Annotated in this window: 13 protein-coding genes; 8 read left to right on the forward strand and 5 right to left on the reverse strand. The window is 70.6% G+C overall.

Features of this window, described 5'->3' with window-relative positions; genetic code table 11:
• The first annotated feature begins 8 nt into the window (after positions 1-8).
• The gene (locus tag LWW96_RS07765; RefSeq protein ID WP_291485652.1) at positions 9-680 is read left to right on the forward strand and encodes a histidine phosphatase family protein; all 672 of its coding nucleotides are present in this window, start codon (positions 9-11) and stop codon (positions 678-680) included.
• A gap of 26 nt (positions 681-706) precedes the next feature.
• Here the strand turns inward: LWW96_RS07765 and LWW96_RS07770 are convergent, their stop codons facing one another.
• Positions 707-1,237: a MarR family transcriptional regulator gene (locus tag LWW96_RS07770; protein WP_291485654.1), complete on the reverse strand. Its 531-nt coding sequence runs from the start codon at positions 1,235-1,237 to the stop codon at positions 707-709.
• A gap of 113 nt (positions 1,238-1,350) precedes the next feature.
• Between LWW96_RS07770 and LWW96_RS07775 the strand changes: the two genes are divergently transcribed.
• From LWW96_RS07775 to LWW96_RS07785, 3 genes are all read left to right on the forward strand, one after another.
• Entirely contained in the window at positions 1,351-2,394 is a 1,044-nt protein-coding gene (locus LWW96_RS07775) for a Bug family tripartite tricarboxylate transporter substrate binding protein (RefSeq protein WP_291485656.1), read from the forward strand.
• A 147-nt stretch (positions 2,395-2,541) separates the two neighbouring features.
• Entirely contained in the window at positions 2,542-3,876 is a 1,335-nt protein-coding gene (locus LWW96_RS07780) for a sulfatase-like hydrolase/transferase (protein ID WP_291485658.1), read from the forward strand.
• Positions 3,877-3,929: 53 nt separating this feature from the next.
• Positions 3,930-4,442: a hypothetical protein gene (locus LWW96_RS07785; protein WP_291485660.1), complete on the forward strand. Its 513-nt coding sequence runs from the start codon at positions 3,930-3,932 to the stop codon at positions 4,440-4,442.
• 128 nt (positions 4,443-4,570) lie between these two features.
• Here LWW96_RS07785 and LWW96_RS07790 read toward each other — a convergent pair whose 3' ends face one another.
• The 3 genes from LWW96_RS07790 to LWW96_RS07800 form a co-directional block, all read right to left on the reverse strand.
• Complete coding sequence (locus LWW96_RS07790) at positions 4,571-6,043, reverse strand: PepSY domain-containing protein (RefSeq protein ID WP_291485662.1); 1,473 nt, start codon at positions 6,041-6,043, stop codon at positions 4,571-4,573.
• Between the two features lie 2 nt (positions 6,044-6,045).
• Positions 6,046-8,130, reverse strand: a complete 2,085-nt coding sequence (locus LWW96_RS07795; RefSeq protein WP_291485664.1) for a TonB-dependent receptor — start codon at positions 8,128-8,130, stop codon at positions 6,046-6,048.
• A 187-nt stretch (positions 8,131-8,317) separates the two neighbouring features.
• On the reverse strand, positions 8,318-8,710 hold the full coding sequence (locus LWW96_RS07800; RefSeq protein ID WP_291485666.1) for a DUF2946 family protein: 393 nt from the start codon (positions 8,708-8,710) through the stop codon (positions 8,318-8,320).
• Positions 8,711-8,990: 280 nt separating this feature from the next.
• Between LWW96_RS07800 and LWW96_RS07805 the strand changes: the two genes are divergently transcribed.
• Both LWW96_RS07805 and LWW96_RS07810 read left to right on the forward strand, forming a co-directional pair.
• Positions 8,991-9,344 carry a YciI family protein gene (locus LWW96_RS07805; RefSeq protein WP_291485668.1) on the forward strand — a complete coding sequence of 118 codons (354 nt, stop codon included), beginning with the start codon at positions 8,991-8,993 and terminating at the stop codon, positions 9,342-9,344.
• Positions 9,344-10,597, forward strand: coding sequence for a DUF6596 domain-containing protein (locus tag LWW96_RS07810; protein WP_291485670.1), 1,254 nt, complete (start codon positions 9,344-9,346; stop codon positions 10,595-10,597). Before LWW96_RS07805 ends, LWW96_RS07810 begins: the two co-directional genes overlap by 1 nt.
• 19 nt (positions 10,598-10,616) lie before the next feature.
• Here the strand turns inward: LWW96_RS07810 and LWW96_RS07815 are convergent, their stop codons facing one another.
• On the reverse strand, positions 10,617-14,129 hold the full coding sequence (locus LWW96_RS07815; RefSeq protein ID WP_291485672.1) for an AAA family ATPase: 3,513 nt from the start codon (positions 14,127-14,129) through the stop codon (positions 10,617-10,619).
• A 225-nt stretch (positions 14,130-14,354) separates the two neighbouring features.
• Between LWW96_RS07815 and LWW96_RS07820 the strand changes: the two genes are divergently transcribed.
• Both LWW96_RS07820 and LWW96_RS07825 read left to right on the forward strand, forming a co-directional pair.
• Positions 14,355-15,506, forward strand: a complete 1,152-nt coding sequence (locus LWW96_RS07820) for a DUF1566 domain-containing protein (RefSeq protein WP_291485674.1) — start codon at positions 14,355-14,357, stop codon at positions 15,504-15,506.
• Positions 15,507-15,568: 62 nt separating this feature from the next.
• Positions 15,569-15,832: hypothetical protein (locus LWW96_RS07825; protein WP_291485676.1), on the forward strand; the 264-nt coding region annotated here is incomplete at its 3' end.

The following is a 15,832-nucleotide window of genomic DNA, read 5'->3' on the forward strand; positions in this document are numbered from 1 at the left end:
TCCGCCGCATGGGAACCCTCTACCTCGTGCGCCATGGCCAGGCCTCGTTTGGCGCGGATGACTACGACGTGCTCAGCCCCCGCGGCCGGCAGCAGGCGGTGCGCCTGGGTGAGTACTGGCGCGCGCGCGGGCTGGCGTTCGATGCGGTGATTACCGGCACGCTGCGCCGGCACACCGAGACGCTGGACGGCATTGCCGAGGGGCTGCAGGCCCTGCCCGAGGTGACGCGCTGGCCGGGCCTCAACGAATACGACAGCCACGCGCTGATTGCCGCCATCCACCCGCAGCCGCTGGGGCCGGCCGATACGCCCGAGCGGTTCCGCCAGCACTTTCGCATCCTGTGCGACGCGCTGGCGCAGTGGATGGCTGGCGTCATCAGCCCGCAGGGCATGCCCAGCTGGAACGAGTTTTCCGGCGGCGTGCGCGCGGTGCTGGACCATGTGCGCCACCACCATGCGGGCCAGAACGTGCTGCTGGTGAGCAGCGGCGGCCCCATTTCGGCCGCCGTGGGCGAGGTGCTGGGCACGGCGCCGGAGGTGACGATTGCGCTGAACATGCGCATCCGCAACAGCGCGGTGACGGAGTTTTCCATCTCGCCCAAGCGGCTGATGCTGCAGACCTTCAACACGCTGCCGCACCTCAACGAAGGCCCGCACCTGGACTGGATCACCCACGCCTGAGAACCTGTTCTGAGCCCGGGCCGCCTTCAGCCGCCCGCGCCCCCGCCGCTGCGCCCGCCCCGCATGCGGTATGTGCGCGGCAGGTGGGCGTGCTCGGCCAGCAGCGCATCGGCATTGGCCTGCAGCAGGCCCAGGGCCTGGTCCAGCAGCTCCACGGTTTCCGCGGGCAGGCCGCGCAGCAGCGCCTGGTTGAGCTGCTTGACCTGAGGGAACAGGGCCTCGTACACCGCCATCCCCTCGGGCGTGAGCCGCAGCCGCGCCTGGCGCTTGTCGCCGGGCAGAGGTTCGCGGGTGAGGAGCTTCTTGGCCTGCAGCGAGGTAATGGCGCGCGAGGTGCGCGCCCGGTCCAGCCCCAGCCGGCGCGCCAGCTCGGCGGGCGGCAGGTCCGGGTGCTGCGCCAGCCACATCAGCAGCCCCCATTCGCGGCGGGTGATGCCGTAGCCGCCCTCGCACAGGCGGATCACCAGGCTGCCCGACACCCCCATCAGCCGGTTCAGCCGGTACATCAGCAGGTCACTGGCGGCCTGCGGGTCGCGCAGGCGGGAGGCGTCGGTCATCGGTGCAAACCCGGAAGATGGTTGATTTGAACAATCGATTGTCAGGCCCCTAGAGTGGCAGGGAACGGGGCTTGACTTCCATCATCCCCGGCCACACCCCAGGAGCCCACACCATGATCCACTCCCGCCCCCACACGCATCGGCCCACGCACCGGCCCACGCACAAGCGCCCGCTGGCACGGCGCCCCCTGCTGGCCGCGGCCCTCGGCCTGGCCGCCTCCCTGGTGCTGGGCACGCCCGGCGCCCAGGCCCAATCCGCCAGTGCCGCGGCCGACGCGCCCCTGCGCATCGTGGTGGGCTACCCGCCCGGCGGCTCCAGCGACCGCGTGGCCCGCATCGTGGCCGACAAGCTGCAGGCCAAGCTGGGCAGCCCGGTCATCGTCGAGAACAAGACGGGTGCGGGCGGCCGCCTCTCGGCCCAGTACGTGAAGGCCGCCCCGGCCAACCAGCCCGCCCTGCTGCTGGCCAACCCCGCCGTGATGGTGGTGGCGCCGCTGGTGTTCCCCGATGCGGGCTACGACGCCGAGCGAGACTTCCGCGCCGTGAGCCATGTGAACAGCTACGAGTTCGGCGTGGCGGTGGGCAGCGCCGTGCCCGTGAAGGAGCTGCGCCACCTGCTGGCCTGGCTGCGCGCCAACCCCGAGCAGGCCAACTTCGGCGTGCCCGCCACCGGCAGCCTGCCGCACTTCTTTGGCCTGATGGTGGGCGACGCCGCCAAGGTACGGGCCGAAGTCGTGGGCTACCGCGGCTCCGCCCCGCTGACCACCGACCTGATCGGCGGCCAGGTGCCCGTGGCGTTCGACACCTTTGACAGCCTGCTGCCCCAGCACGAAGCCGGCAAGGTGCGCGTGCTGGCCGTCTCCGGCGCCCAGCGCAGCCGGCTGGCACCCGGCGTGCCCACGTTCAAGGAGGCCGGGCTGGACCTGGCTGCCACGGGCTGGAACACCTTCTTCGCCCCCGCCAGCATGCCCGCTGCCCAGGTGGAGCGGCTGTCGCAGCTCATTGTGGAAGTGATGAAGGACCCCGACACGCGCCGCAAGTTCGAGGCCGCCAAGATGGAGCCCGTGGCTGCCACCCGCGCGCAGACCGAGGCCATGCTCAAGGCCTACAAGGCGCAGTGGGCGCCGGTGGTGCAGCGCTCCGGCTTCAAACCTTGACAGGAAGCCCCCCCTGAGCGGCGTTGCCGCTTCCCCCGGCAGGGACGGCGGCCTCGCTGCGGGGCGGCCCTTGCTTGCCGCCCCTCGCGCTGGCCCGTGACAGTTGCACAGGTCGCAGTGATTGGTACCTGATATGGGACTTTTGAGATGAGCACGACTCCCCGCCCCAACATTGTTTTCATCGTGGCCGATGACCTGGGCTACGCCGACCTGGGCTGCTACGGCGGCCGCGACGCGAGCTTCGGCCCCGTCTCGCCCGTGCTGGACAGCTTGGCCGCCCTGGGCCTCAAGCTCACCCAGGGCTATTCCAACTCGCCCGTGTGCTCGCCCACCCGCTTTGCGCTGATGACCGGCCGCTACCAGTACCGCCTGCGCGGCGCGGCCGAGGAGCCCATCAACAGCAAGAGCCGGGGCAGCACCACGCTGGGCCTGCCGCCCGAGCACCCCACACTGCCCTCGCTGCTGCGCGATGCGGGCTACGGCACGGCGCTGATGGGCAAGTGGCACCTGGGCTACCCACCGGCGTTCAGCCCGCTGCGCTCGGGCTATGACGAGTTCTTCGGCCCCATGTCGGGCGGGGTGGACTACTTCACCCACTGCAGCTCCACCGGCCAGCACGACCTGTACCTGGGCGACGCCGAGCAGCAGGAGGACGGCTACCTCACCGACCTGATCACCAACCACGGCCTGGACTTTGTGCGCCGCAGGGCCGCGGGCGCGCGCAGCGGCACGCCGTTCTTTCTGAGCCTGCACTACACCGCGCCCCACTGGCCCTGGGAGACGCGTGACGACGAAGCGCTGGCGCAAGAGGTGAAGGGCAACCTCTTTCACCTGCACGGCGGCAACATCGACACCTACCGCCGCATGATCCATCACATGGACGAAGGCATCGGCCGCCTGATGGACCTGTTGCGCGCCGAGGGGCTGGAACGCGACACGCTGGTGGTGTTCACCAGCGACAACGGCGGCGAGCGCTTCTCGGACAACTGGCCCCTGGTGGGCGGCAAGATGGACCTGACCGAAGGCGGCATCCGCGTGCCGTGGATTGCGCACTGGCCCGCCGTGATTGCGCCCGGCGGCACCAGCCCGCAGACTTGCATGACGATGGACTGGAGCGCCACGATGCTCGACGCCGCGGGCGCCCCCGCTGCCGCCACCCACCCGCTGGATGGCCGATCGCTGATGCCGCTGCTGCTCGACGCCACCTGGCACGACGACCAGCCCCTGTTCTGGCGCATGAACCACCGGGGCCAGCGCGCCCTGCGCCACGGCCCCTGGAAGTACCTGCGCGTGGACGGGCACGACTACCTCTTCAACCTGGAAGGCGACGAACGCGAGCGCGCCAACCTGGCCCCCATCGCGCCCGCGCGGCTGGCGGCCATGGTGCAGGCATGGGAGGCATGGGAAGCCACCATGCCCCCGATCCCCGCCGATGCCACGGTGAGCCTGGGCTATGGGGCGAAGGACATGCCGCAGCGCTGAGCCCCCGGCAAAAGCCCTGCCGCGGGCGGCCCCGCCGGGTGTACAACCGGGGCATGCGCAACGACCTGCTCCCGCCTTCCATCGAACTTCGCCTGGAGCCTGACCACCTGGCGCTCCACTGGGTGCCCGCGGCTGCTCCAGCGGCCCGCAGCCCCGCGCCGTACTGCGCGCCCCTGGGGTGGCAGACCGTGGCCCAGGCGTGGGGCCAGCGCATGCCCACGCCGCTGGCGCTGGAGAACGCCATCGCCACGGTGGAAGACGCCGTCATGCCGGCCACCCGCTGGCTGGCGGAGCCCCCCGCGGGCACAACCCCGCCGTTCACCCTGCACACGCGCAGCCCGCTGCTGCGCGAGGTGGCCGAGGCCGCGGGCGTGGCCCTGTCCCCACCACCGGCCCGCCTGTCCCGGCAGGCCGTGGAAAACCTGTTCAACCGCCTGGCCGACCAGATTCACCGGCCCGGCGCCCCCGACCCCGCCCTGCCCCAGCGCGCCGAGTGGGCGGCCGCGCTGCTGATCCTGCGGGAAGGGCTGCACCACTGGGGCGTGGAATGGGTGGAACTGGGCTAAAACCCTGGCGTTGCGCGCGGCGTCTGCCGGCCCAGCCGGTCCGCCCACCGCACCGCGGTGCGGGTCTGAAACTACCAATTTGATAGCTGCTCGCGCTTACCCCATAAGCCTCAGAGCCCAAAAACACCTCAAACCCTGCGCCCCCACCACACCACGCCAGCATCCACCACCGCCAGCACCAGCATCGACACCCCCACCAGCGGAAACACCACCCCGCCCACCGCCAGCACCGCCGCCACGCCCACCAATGCGCGGCGCTGCGCAGGCAGCGGCGGCACCCCCACACCGCCCGCAGGCCGGCGCTTGAACCACATCACCGCGCCCGACGCGCACAGCAGCACGATGCCGGCGCACACGGCCACCAGCAGCAGCTGGTTGGCCACGCCCCATTCCTGCCCCAGGTGGATGTTGATGCCCCACTCCAGCCAGCGGCCCAGCGGGCCGTAGTCGGCATAAGACATGTCCAGCAGCGGCTGGCCGGTGTACTGGTCCAGGTGCACCACGCGCTGGCGGGCCAGCTCGTGCGGGTAGACGGAGGCGGTGAACACGCCCAGCGCGCCCTGGGGCGGGTTGACGGTGTAGCCCGGGGCCAGTTGCAGGCCCTGCACCTCAGCCATCACGGTGTCGATGTCCAGCGCAACGCGTGCAGCGCCGGAAGTTGCGGGTTCGGGCTGCGCAGCCGCCCCGCCGCCATGCAGGGCGTGCGGGTTGTCTTCGGCCTGGGCATGGCCTGCGTGGTCGGCACTGCCCGGCTGCTGCGCCTGCTGCAGCGTCCACGGCAGGTGGGCCACATCGGACACGGACTGGCCGGACAGGGGCAGCGTCACGCGCACGCCTGCCGGGTAGCCAAAGTTGTGTCCGTTCGCCCATTCGTTCGCCTTCGCGCCCCACAGCACCGACCAGGGCATGCCGGTGAGGGCGAGGAACAGCAGCCCCGCGCCCACCACCAGCCCGGTCACGGCGTGCAGATCGCGCCAGTACACGCGCTGGCGCGGGGTGCCGCGCACGCTGACCACGCCGCCCTGCCCCGTTTTGTTTGGCCCCCGCGGCCACCACAGGTACAGGCCGGTGAGCACCAGCAGAATGGCCCAGCCCGCCGCCATCTCGATGAAGCCGCGTTGCACCGGCCCAAAGTACTTGAGGCTGTGCAGCTGGCGGATCGTCCAGCCCAGCGTGCCGCGGTCGCTCAGCGTGCCCAGCACCTGGGCCCGGTACGGGTCCACGTACACGGCCACCTTGGCGCCGTCGGCGGTGCGCACGCCCACCTCGGCCGATCGGTCGGGCGCGGCCGGGGGCGTGTACTTGAACCACGCACCGGGCTGCGCGGCCAGGGCGGCGGCCAGCACCGCGCTGTGCGGGGCCGGCTCGGCCCCTGACGCAGCAGGCACGGGCACCGTGAGCAGGCCGGCATGCACGCGCTGGTCGATGGCGTCGTGGTACACGTACAGCGCCCCTGTCACCGCCAGCCAGATGAGCAGGGGCAGCACCAGCAGCCCGGCGTAGAAGTGCCAGCGCCACACGGCGCGGTACAGGCTGCTGCGGGTGAGTGCAGTGCCGGGTTCTGCTGGCGCATCAGCTGCAGAGATGAGAGTGCGCGCCATGGTCAGAACGTCCAGTTCAGGCTGGCGTAGGCGCCCCGGCCATCGCCCGGCGCGTAGCCGGACGAGCCGCTGTCGTACCACGCGTAGACGTACCTGCGGTTCGTCACGTTCTTGAGCTGCACGCCCACCTCCAGCGCGGGGGACAGCCGCCAGGCGGCCCCCAGGTTGAGCAGCGCGTAGCCGCCGGTGCGGCCCAGGGTGTTGGTGCGCTCCAGGTAGTAGTTGCCCTGGGCATGGGCCCAGGCGCTGAGCTTGAGCTGCGGGCTGGCCTGGTAGTCCACGCCCAGCGTGGCCAGGTAGTGCGGCACGTTCTCGATCTCCTTGCCGCGCGTGGCGGGCGCGCCGGGGTCGGGCTCCACGATGCGTGCGATTTGCGACGAGTACCCCACCCAGCCGCTCCACCGTGCGTTCAGGCGCGCATTGAGCTGCAGGTCCACGCCCTTGCGCAGGGTGCGGCCCACGTTGCCCTGGCCGCCCGGGTCGGGCAGGCCGTTCACGCCCAGCACGCGGGCCACCTCGCCGCTGGCGCGCTGCTCCCAGTAGGCCACGCGGGTTTCGATGCCTGCCGCGGGCTGCCACTTCAGGCCGGCCTCCCAGCCGTCGTTGAGCGACGGTTCCAGGTTGCGGCTTTGCGCGGGCGTGCGGTAGCTGTCGATGCCGGCGCCGATCTGGAAGCTGCGACCCCAGTTGGCATACACGCTGGTGTCGGGCCGCACGGCGTAGGCCACGCTGATCTTGGGCTGGGTGATGGTGCCGTAGTCGTGCACGGGCGAGGTGGCTTGGGTGAGCCCGTCGGTGAAGCGGCCGCTGATCCGGTCCACCCGCAGCGCGGGAATGATCTTGAGCGCAGGCACCGGCTGCACCACGGCCTGCACGTAGGCGCCGCGGGTGTTCAGGTCAAAGTCCCAGTCGCGGATCTGCGCGGTGCGGGCCTGCTGCAGCGTGCGGTAGCGCTGGGCGCTGTTGTCCTGCCACTGGGCGTCGAAGCCGCCTTCGAGGGTGAAGGCGTGGGCCCACGCCACCTTGGGGCGCCAGGTCAGCGTGGTGATCAGGCCCCGGTGGGTTTCGTCGTTGTCGCGCTCCTGCTGCACGCCCGCTTCCGAAAAGCGCACGAAGCGCTGGTTCTCGTAATGCTGGGTGTAGGCCTTGGCCGTCCAGGCCAGGTCGTCGGCCAGCTGCCCGTCCAGGTGCGCGCTCAGCTGCGTAGTCTCGCGCTCGCTGCGGTCCCAGGCGGCAAAGGCGGGCGAGCTGCGCGGCACGCGGGCGGCCTGCTCGGCCGTGAGGTAGCCGGATTCGAGTGCCTTGTTTTTGTAGTAACGGGCGATGACGCCTGCACGCCAACGGCCACCGTCACTGGTGTAGAACCACTTGCCCGCCAGCGCCTTCTTGTCGGCATCGGCATGGTCGCGGTAGCCGTCCGATTCGCGCGTGGCCACGAAGTAGTTCTGGCTCCAGTTGCCGCTTTCAAAGCCTTTGGCGATCTGCAATTCCCGCGTGCCGAAGCTGCCCAGCGTCACGCTGGCCTGGCCGTCGTTGCCGCCCTGGCGGGTGATCACGTTGGCATTGCCCGCGATGTTGTTCAGCCCGTAGCGCGGGTCGTTGGTGCCGCGCACGATCTCGATGGCCTCGATGTCCAGCGGGAACACGGCGTCCAGAAACGGCATGCCGCCCGCGTTGTCGTTGCTGGGGATGCCGTCGATCAGCAGCTTGACGGCATTGACGCGGCCTTCGCCGTTGAAGCCGCGCATCGAGAAACGCCCGGCGTCCGTGCCCTGCTTGAACTGCGTGACCTGCACGCCGGGGGCGCGGGTGAGCAGCTCCCAGCTGTAGTCCACATGCTGGTCCTGCAGCACGCTGGCGCCCAGGATGTCCACCGAGCTGAACACCTGCCGGGCCGGCAGCGCGCCCGAAGGGGCCGACTGCACGGTGACGGTGCCCAAGGTGAGGGCGGCATCGGCGACAGGCCCTGGGGCCTCGGAGGAAGGCGACGGCGCCTGGGCGCCAGCCGGAGCGGCCAGGGCAGCGGCCAGGGCGGCCGCGAGGAGGGAGCGTGCGGGCGGCACGCCTGGGGAAGACAAGAGGGTCATAGTGAAAATGGCAAGGGTTCGCTGCGCAGCCCCGCATGCATGGCATGGCCCGCCAGCAACAACGCGCTACAGGCGCAGGCCGGCCCGCAGCCCTGCGGATGCGGCACCGGGAATCAGCGCAACGAGAAAACGGGATTCAGGACGGCGGCCAGCACCCGCACCCAAGCCGGGTGGCCGCGCCCAAAGATCAGACCAGGGCGCCCACCCCGGGCGGCCCGCGCGGCGGCAGCGCCGCCCCCTGCCAGGACGCACCCCGCACCGCGACCTGCGGCGGCACCGGCACCGGGCCTCGCGCAGCGGGCAGGGCCGCCACCCCCAACGGTGCAGGCGGCGGTGCATGCAGCGGCAGGCACAGGGTGCAATCGAGGCCGTGCGAACCCAGCGCCTGCGAGAGCGGCGCCGATTCGCCGCCGCCCGCGCCGTTGCCGACCACCACCAGCTTGACGGCGCCCGAGGCGCCGCACACCAGCTCCAGCGACTGCGGATGGATGAGCGGCGCCGCGCCCGCCCCGCCCACCACCGCGATGAACCACGCCAGCACCAGCCGGGCGAGGAAGGGAGCGGTGCGCAAGCGTTGCATGGCCGGAATTATCGCGGCGGACACCCGGAGCACGGCGGATTTTCAATAAAAATGGCCTGCAGCGCTTACCTGGCAAGCGCAAGCAGCTATTGATTCAATAGCAATTCTTCGACAGCCTTCTCCTCCGCGATGGCCGCAGGGGCGGTTTGTGCCACCATGGCCCGCCCGCCGGCAACCGCATTCTTTTTTGCGCCGCTGTCGAAACGCCTGCCGCTGCGCCGTCATGGGGGCAGAGTCCGGCGGGTGCCGGGCTCGTTCACCCGACCCCAAGGATTGGCCCATGCAATACACCCTCCTCATCCACGAAGACCCCCAGGGCTTTGCAGCCCGCACCGACCCGGCCCGGCAGCAGGCGTACTGGAGCGGCACCATGCACTACCTGCAGGCGCTCAAGGACGCCGGCGTGTTTGTGGGCGGCGCCGGCCTGCAGCCGCCCGAGACCTCGACCACGCTGCGCTACCGGGACGGCAAGCCCTGGGTGCAGGACGGCCCCTTCGCCGAAACCAAGGAGCAGCTCGGCGGCTTCTTCATCGTCGAACTGCCGCACCTGGACGCCGCGCTCGAATGGGCCGCCCGGTTCCCGCAGCGCCCGGGCGTGGTGGTGGAAGTGCGCCCCAACCTGCCCAACGAGTGATGCCCCGCGGCCCCGGCGCCCATGCAGCGGTGGCCCGTGCGGTGCGCGAGTCCGGCCGCCGGCTGGTGGCCTTCCTGGCCGCCCGCTGCCGCGACATGGCCGCCGCCGAAGACGCCCTGGCCGACGCCCTGCACGCCGCGCTGCACACCTGGGCCGAGACCGGCGTGCCCGACAACCCGGCAGCCTGGCTGCTGACGGCGGCGCGCCGCCGCCTGATCGATGCGCAGCGGCACGCGGCCGTGCAGGCGCAGGCCCAGCCCCTGCTGCTGGCCGCCGCGGAGGAAGCGATGGAGCTGGCCGAAGGGGCCGCCGGTTTCCCGGACGAGCGCCTGAAGCTCATGTTCGTGTGCGCGCACCCGGCCATCGACGCCGCGGCCCGCACGCCGCTCATGCTGCAGGTGGTGTGGGGCATGGCGGCTGCCGACATCGCCTCGGCCTTCGTCGTGAAGCCCGCCACCATGGGGCAGCGGCTCTCGCGGGCCAAGGCCAAGATCCGCGACGCGGGCATCCCGTACGAGGTTCCCCCTGCGCACGCGCTGCCGGAACGGCTGGACGCCGTGCTGCAGGCGCTCTACGGCGCCTATGGCTGCGGCTGCGCCGACGCCTCGGAGGTGGCCGGCGCGGCAGGCCCGCAGGGCGGCCTGGCGCAGCAGGCGCTGGAACTGGGCCGCCTGCTGCACCAGTGCCTGCCCGACGAGCCCGAACCCCTGGGCCTGCTGGCACTGATGCTGCACGTGGAGGCCCGCCGCGGCGCCGGCCGCGATGCCGGCGGCCGCTACGTGCCCCTGTCGGAACAGGACCCGCGGCGCTGGCAAGCGGCAGAGGTGGCCGAGGCCGACGCGCTGCTCGCCCAGGCCGCTCAGCGGCGGCGCCTGGGGCGTTTTCAACTCGAGGCGGCCATCCATTCGGTGCACAACCACCGCGCCGTCACCGGCCGCACCGACTGGCCCGCGATCGCCTTGCTGTACGAAGGCCTGGCCCGCCTGGCCCCCACGCTGGGCACCGAAGTGGCCCGAGCCGCGGCGCTGTCGCACGTCCACGGCGCACAGGCGGGCTGGCAACTGCTGAACGCATTGCCCGCAGACGCGGTGGCCACCTACCAGCCCTACTGGGCCCTGGCGGCGCAGCTGCTGCGCGACCTGGGCCGCCAGGCCGAGGCCACCGCCGCATGGGGCCGCGCCATCGGCCTGTGCACCAGCCCTGCGGCGCGGGATTTTCTGGTGGCGCAGGCCGCGCGCAGCGGCAAAACGTGACCCAAGGCGGTTGCAGCCGCTACACCACTGACAAGGCCTGCGCTCGCGCCTGCCACAGCGCTGCCGGATGTGCCGCGGTGTGCTCCAGTGCTTGCTCCACGCTCTGCCGCGCCGCGTCGCAGGCGCCCGACTGCTGCAGCGCCTGGGCGCGCAAGCGGTACAGATCAGGAAGGTGAAACCCGTCGCCCACGCGCAGGCACATGGCCAGGGCTTCCTCGGTGGTCTGCAATACGCCGGGCCAATCCGACAGGTGCAGTTGGGCTTCGGCCAGCGCGTGCAAAAAGGCGCCCAACGCGCTGGGCATGGCCTGGCGGACCACCGCTGCGCTGCCCTGCAGCTGCGCCATGCCCTGCTCTGCCTGGCCCGACATCACCAGGGCCCAGCCTCCCAGCATGGACGCGACGGCTTGCCACAACGGCAGCCCATGCCGAGCCGCCAAGGCGGCAATCTCCCGTGCCAGCCGGGCCACGGGGCTCGCCTGGCCCGACAGGCGGTGCACCACGGCCAGATGGGACAGCGCAAAGCACAAGGACTCCGGGTGGTCCAGCGCACGCGCCAGGGCGCAGGCGCGCCCCCCGGCCTGCACTGCGGCCTGCGGCCGCCGCCGCAGCAGGCGCACCCAGGCCCGGTAGCCCAGCACAGCCACCCGGGGGTCATGCCCCCCCAGGTTGAACCCCGCGTGGGCCTGCCCCCGTGCGTAGTGCAAGGCCTGCCGGATGTGGTATTCCGTACGTTCCAGGTGCCCCAGCCATACCGCGTCGTTGGCCCACGCCGCATGCGCATAGACCAGCTGCACGGCATTCCCTGTACGGCTGGCAATGGCCAGCATTTCGCCGGCCCAGGCGTCGGCCGCACCAAAACTCGCGTCGGGACGCGAGCTCCAGACCAGCCACAGCCCCCACAGAACGGCGAAGCGCCGCCCGTCCTCCGCAGGGCACAGCGCCGCCGCGCGGTCAAAGGTGGCGATGGCCTCGGGCGCACCGTAGCCCATCAGAGCCACAAGCGAAGGCCCAAGCGGTAGCAGCAGCTCCAGTTCGCGCGCCTCGCGCTGCGGCCCCGGTCGCAGCTTGTCCAGCAGCGCCAGGCCCTGGCGCAGATGGTCGACCGCCTCGGCGTACGCCGCGCTGCGCCAAGCCTTGGTTCCGGCAGCCTGCCACCAGGTGATAGCGTCATCCGCCATTCCTGCCTGTGTGCAATGCCATGCAAGGATCTCCGGCCTTTCGCGCACCTGCTGGGGAAAGTGCGCGCGCAGCGCCAGGGCCACGCGCTCATGGATGGCACACCGATCCTTCCGGGTCTGTGCAGAGATGGCCGCTTGCTGAATCAGCGCGTGGCGGAACCCGTAACGCGCCGGCCCGCCTGGGGCGTAGCGGCGTTCGATCAGCCGCGCCTGTTGCAAGGCATGCAACCCTCGCGCCAGCGCGGGCCCGTCCGCATCGGCCACATGCTGCAACAGGGGCCAGTCGAATTCGCGCCCGATGGCCGCCGCGGCCTGGGCCACCTGCATAGCCCCGGTGGCGTCCAGCTGCGCAGTCAAAAGATCCTGCAGGGTACCGGGCAGCTCGCCAGCGTGCACCGGCGCATGGGCCACGGCTCGCGCCAAGGCTTCGGCAAACAACGGTATGCCCTCGGCCCGGGCCACCACGTTGGGCACCAGGCTGGCCGGCAACTCGGGCACCACCTGGGACACCAGGGCCGCAATAGCGCCATCATCCAGCGGCGCGAGGTCCAGCGCCCCGCACAGCGGTGCCAGCCCTTCTGGCAAAGCATGGCCGCTGCGGACCGTCAGGACCACAAGCAAGGGCCTGACAGGCGGCTGCGCGGCAATCTGCGCCAGCAGCGCCAGGGTGGACGGGTCCGCCCAATGCACATCCTCCACCGCCAGCAGCACGGGCCGGCCGCCGGGGTCGCCAGCCAACAGCATGCGGGCCAGCACCGCCATCGCCTGTGCGCGCTGCGGCTCGGACAGCGCCTGCCCGCCTTCGCCGCCCATCCCCAGCAAAGTGCCCACGCGCTCCAGCGCCTCAGCAGAGTCCGCCGTGCCGCTTTCTGGCCCCAGGCGTCCCTGGATCCGCCAGGGGTCGCCATCAGGCGAGTCCCGGCGCGCCCCCAGGCAGGCGACGACCGAAAGCAACGGCGTGTGTTGCGCTTCGGCGCTGCAGAACAGCTGACGCACCCGCCATGAAAGCTGGGCCAATTGCTCAGAAAACGCCGCCAGCAGGCGCGACTTTCCCAGGCCTGCGTCGCCCCGCACGACCACCAGGCGCAAGCCCTGGTACAAGGCTTCGGAGCCCCACGCGGCCAACCGCGATAGCTCCCGCTGCCGCCCGACAAGCGGCAGACGCGGCGCCTGGAACGCCTCGCGGCCTGCCTGCGGGGCCCGATCGTCCGCTACGCGGTACAGCGGACCGTCTTCCCGGGTGGAGGCTCCGGGAAGCGCGTCCTGCCCGAAATCGAAGCAGGCTGCCACCATCTGCCGCGTCGCCGCACTGATCAGTACGGTCCCCGCAGTGGCCTGCTCGGCCATGCGGGCCACCGCCTGGGTAGCCTGGCCCAGCATGTCCGGCATGTCCGGGTTGCTGCCGGTGACGACCCAGGCCGTATGGACAGCCACTCGCACGGTCAGGTCCGGCGGCGCCGCAGCGTGGCAAAGCCTCAGCGCCGCCCGCACCGCCCGCCGGGCCGCATCCTCCTGCGCTTGGGGATGGCCGAAGCAGGCCAGCAGCACATTCCCCGGCGACAGGCACACATGCCCGCCACGCGACCGCATCTGCACGCGGGCGCTCTCGTGCCATTGCGCCAGCCGTTCCAGCACGCGCTCCGCGTCAGTCTCTCCATCGATCCCCAAGGACGCATGCACAAAGGTGATCTGGCGCCGGCCGCGCGCCTGCAAGCCAGACGACGCCACCGTGCCGGCTGCGGCGGCCCATAGTGCGCGCTGGGCCGCCTCGTCGCGGGGAGCCCTTTGGCTGCGGGCCTGCGCCCAGGCCAAAGCCCGCTCCCGCCGGCCTTGCTGCGCAAGGCTTCTGCACAGGATTTCGAGCAGATCCAACTGGCGCTGAAGGAAGATGCTGCGCCAGTGGTCCCGCCATGCCATGAAGTCAGGGGCGTCGGCCATCTCCAGGCCATCCAGGAACTCACCACGGAACAGCGCCGCGGCCCGCTCGAGGCGGCCCGTGTCCGCACCGGGAAGTCCGGGGTCCAGCACCTCCAGCCCATCGACCTGGCGCACCTTGTCGGGAAGAAAGCGCACCATGTCGCGGTCGGCCTGGACCGGCATGTGCCGCCCCAACGCGCGCTTGAGGTTGAACAACGCCTGGCGCAAGTTGGCCCGGGCGGCCTCAGGCGGCAGCTGGGGCCAGAAAAGCCCGGCGATATGGTCGCGCGCATGCGGTCGTGCCGGCTCCAGCGCCAGATACGCCAGCAGCCCTTGCAGCTTGTCGTACAGAGGCCGGCCGAGCCCGCCACCGTCGACCTGGACCTGCAACGGGCCCAGCACCAGGATACCGAGGGAAGGCAATGAAAGCGGCATCGGGATGGAACTCAATTTCACAGACAAGTCTGCCCAACATTAGCACTTGCCGTGCCCGCATTGACGGTCCATTAACGCTGGGTTGCTGCAATGTCCTCCGTCATCCCATCCCCATCGCCCCACAAGATGAGAACCGCCCTTGCCACACTCGCCCTGATCGCCGTTGCCCTGCCCTCGGCAGCAGGGCCCCTGGATGCCACCGGGACCCCTGCTGCGGGTAGCGGCATGCCCACCACCACCGACATCTACAACCGCCTGCAAAGCGGCACGGCCATCGCCGTGCCCGGCACGTTCCGGGAGCCGGCCGCGGGCCCTCTGGCCGGGACCGGGAAGACCCTGGCCGACATCGCCTCCCAACTGCCCGTGCCGGACAACGCCAACGGGGCGGCAGCGGGCGACGTGGCCAATGGCAAAACCTTCTGGGGCCTGCGCACCGATGGCACCTGGGGACCTCGGACCGGGAGCCAGTCCGCGCCTGCAAATGGTGCCAACGTCGTCGGCAGCAACGGCGTGTTGACCTTCCCGATCCCCGATGGGATCTATGCGGGTAGCAAGACAGCGACGGCAACCGACAGCAACCTGGCGGCAGGCAACATCAAGAGCGGCGTGACGATCTTTGGCATCGCTGGCGCATCCACGGTGGTGGACACCTCCGAAACCGTGGCCCCTGCCACCGCCGCCGATATCCGCAGCGGCAGGAAGGCCTTTGTCAATGGCGTTCTCGTCGTCGGTACCGCGGCGAACACCACGCCCGACGCCTTCGACATTACCGACATGGTCGGCCAGGGCTTGAATACGCCAGTGACGACCAATGCAGTGACGGTCGCCGGTGTTGACGTCACGGTGGCCGCATTAACCACGGTGGGAACGCTCGTCAAAAACGGCACCGATACGGGATCATCCTCCGCCCCCGTGGCGAATGGCGACACCGTCGCCGTCAGGCTGACGACCAGCTCCAGTCCATTGACGGCGATCACCGGAACCGTGGGCATCGGCACCCGAATGGACAACTTCAGCGTCACCACCCTGCCCTTTGCCTTGCCTGACGGCTACGTCAGCCAGGGCGGGCTCATCTGGACGCCGAACATCAGCACGGTACCCGGAGGCTTCGCCGACTGGAACACTGCGGCCACCTACTGCGCAACCCAAACGATCAACGGCAAGACCGGCTGGCGTCTGCCGACCGCACCCGAACTGGTCAGCCTGCGCAACTCAGGTGCTTTGGCCACTCAGACTCTTTGGTTGCGGGGGGGACTCACGTGGTCATCCACGCTGCAAGCGCCTGGCTACCACCAGATCGTCGTCCTCGATAGCGGCTTCGTTGACGGGCAAAGCGATTCCAGCCCCTTCTGGGTGACATGTGTCTATCCCATTTGACGGCAACGACGAAAGACAACGCGATGCATGGAAAACGCGCGCACCCTTTTGCGAATATTCCCATGAAAACCACCCTTGCCACCCTTGCGCTGCTTGCCCTGCTGCCGGCCGCCAGCGCGGCCACGCCCATCAGTCCCACCGAAAAATTCGCCTGGTCCGACACCAGCGGCTGGGTCAACTTCGCGCCCTCGGGCGGCGGTGCAGGGATTTTCGATGACCACCTGGAAGGCCATGTCTGGGCGGAGAACGTGGGTTGGATCAAGCTGGGCAGTTACAGCCGCGGCGGCTACCACCGCTATGCCAACAGCACGGCCACTGACTGGGGC

It is taken from the genome of Acidovorax sp., assembly GCF_021287135.1.
GTDB lineage: Bacteria > Pseudomonadota > Gammaproteobacteria > Burkholderiales > Burkholderiaceae_C > Acidovorax.